2 protein-coding genes are annotated in these 2,326 nt (G+C 65.8%); both read left to right on the forward strand.

Going from position 1 to position 2,326, the window contains the following annotated elements:
• On the forward strand, window positions 1-736 hold a 736-nt coding region (locus VFG49_RS13760; RefSeq protein ID WP_324861429.1), incomplete at its 5' end, for a glycosyltransferase family 4 protein.
• Window positions 737-745: 9 nt separating this feature from the next.
• Window positions 746-2,326, forward strand: a 1,581-nt coding sequence (locus VFG49_RS13765) for a glycogen debranching N-terminal domain-containing protein (RefSeq protein WP_324861431.1), incomplete at its 3' end; no start/stop codon positions are given.

A 2,326-nucleotide genomic window follows, 5' to 3' on the forward strand; every position in this document is an offset into this window, starting at 1 on the left:
CTCGCGCACCATCACCACCCTGCACGGCCGCCTGGATCTCACCGACCTGGCCGATGCCTATGCGCGCTGGCCGCAGTATCCGCTGGTGTCGATCTCGCGCCAGCAGCGCGCACCGCTGCCCGACGCCTCGTGGATCGCCACGGTGCCACACGGCATTCCCGCGGACCTGTACCGCGGGCACAGCCTCATGGGAGGCGGCTACCTGGCGTTCCTCGGCCGCATATCACCGGAGAAGCGTCCCGATCGAGCCATTGCGATTGCGCGGCGAACCGGCATTCCGCTGCGCATCGCCGCCAAGGTCGATGCCGTGGATCGTGCGTACTTCCACGAACACATCGAACCCCTGCTCGATGATCCGCTGGTGCAATTCGTGGGTGAAATCAGCGATTCGGACAAGGAAGCGTTCCTGGGCAATGCGCGGGCGCTGCTGTTCCCCATCGACTGGCCCGAGCCATTCGGCCTGGTGATGATCGAGGCCATGGCCTGTGGCACGCCGGTGATCGCATGGAACTGCGGTTCCGTCCCCAGCGTCGTCGACGATGGCTTGACCGGCTTCATAGTAAACAGCGAGGACGAGGCGGTTGCCGCCGTCGCCCGCATCCCGCGCCTCAACCGCAAGAGCATCCGGAGTGTGTTCGAGAGGCGTTTCACCGCGGATGTCATGGCCGCGGGCTACGAGGCGGTGTATCGGCAGCTAGTGAGCCAGTCGACCGACCTTCGCGCCGTAGGCATATGAGAGCAGCGGATGAACAATGAGGCGTTTGCACCCAACGAAATCACCGACAGCCTGACCATTGCCGAAACGCGTTCCATGTTCGCGTTGAAGTCGGCGCACAGTTTCGCCGTGAGCGATTCACGCGGTGACATGTATGGCGGCGCCGAGGGCATGTTTCGCAGCGATACACGCGTGCTGTCGCACTGGATCCTGGAGGTGGGCGGCACGCATCCTTCGCTGTTGAGCGGCGCGGTGAGTCACGACAACGTGCTGTTTACCGCCGACCTCACCAACGAACCGTTGCCACCCGTCGGCGGCAAGGCGGCACCCGCTGGCGTCATCCATGTGCAGCGCACGCGACTGCTGTGGGATAACCGGCTGTTCGAGCGGATTACCCTCCGCAATTTCGACGATGATGACCTGCAGGTGCCACTGCGCCTGCGCTTCCACGCAGACTTCCGTGACATCTTCGAAGTCCGCGGCATGACGCGGGAACAACGCGGCGAACAGCTTCCGCCGGAGCTGGAGGATCACTGCGCGAGCCTTTCATACCGGGGGCTGGACGGCGTGCTGCGCCGGACGGTGATCGCCTTTTCCGATACGCCAGACCAGCTGCAAGCTCATCGTGCCGAGTTCCAGCTGAGCCTGCCACGCCGCAGCACGGCCGTGCTGTACGTCGAGGTCGGCGATGACGCCGCCAAACCGACGCGCGAACGCTTTCGGCGCGCGGCGGCGGCGGCGCGCGCCACCATGCGCAACCGGCGACATCGCGGCGCCTGCCTGCGCAGCAACGCGCGCCTGTTCAACAGCTGGCTCGACCGCTCGCGCGCCGATATTGCGCTGCTGGTCGCCGACCTGCCCACCGGCCCCTATCCCTATGCTGGCATCCCGTGGTTCTCCACGCCGTTCGGGCGAGACGGCTTGATCACGGCATTGCAGACGCTGTGGGTCGACCCCAGCCTTGCGCGCGGCGTGCTGGCCTACCTCGCCAGCCGGCAGGCCACGGAAACTTCGGCCTTCCGCGATTCGGCGCCCGGCAAGATCATGCATGAGACGCGCTCGGGCGAAATGGCCGCGCTCGGCGAAATACCCTTTGGTCTCTACTACGGCGGCGTGGACAGCACGCCATTGTTCATCATGCTGGCGGGCGCCTATGCCGACCGCACTGGCGACTTGGCCTTCATCGACCAGCTCTGGCCTTCGCTGCTGGCCGCCATGGGCTGGATCGAAACCACTTGCCGCGCTCATACGCACGGATTGCTTGCCTACGCGCGCGGCGCGGAAGGCGGCCTCGTCAACCAGGGTTGGAAGGACAGCAACGATTCCGTTTTCCACGCTGACGGGCGCATTCCCGAAGGCCCCATCGCGCTGATCGAGGTGCAGGGCTATGTGTTCGCCGCGCTGCGCATCATGGCGCGCATCGCCGAGCGGCGCGGCGATTCCGTGCGTGCCAGCGAATGGCGAACGCGCGCCACCGCACTTCGGCGCACCGTGGAGGAACTGTTCTGGGACGATGGCATGTGCAACTACGCGATCGCCCGCGATGGCGACGACCAACTGTGCCGCGTGCGCACCTCCAACGTCGGGCATCTCCTCTACACCGGACTGCCG

The organism is Dyella sp. (assembly GCF_035685885.1).
Classification (GTDB): Bacteria; Pseudomonadota; Gammaproteobacteria; order Xanthomonadales; family Rhodanobacteraceae; genus Dyella.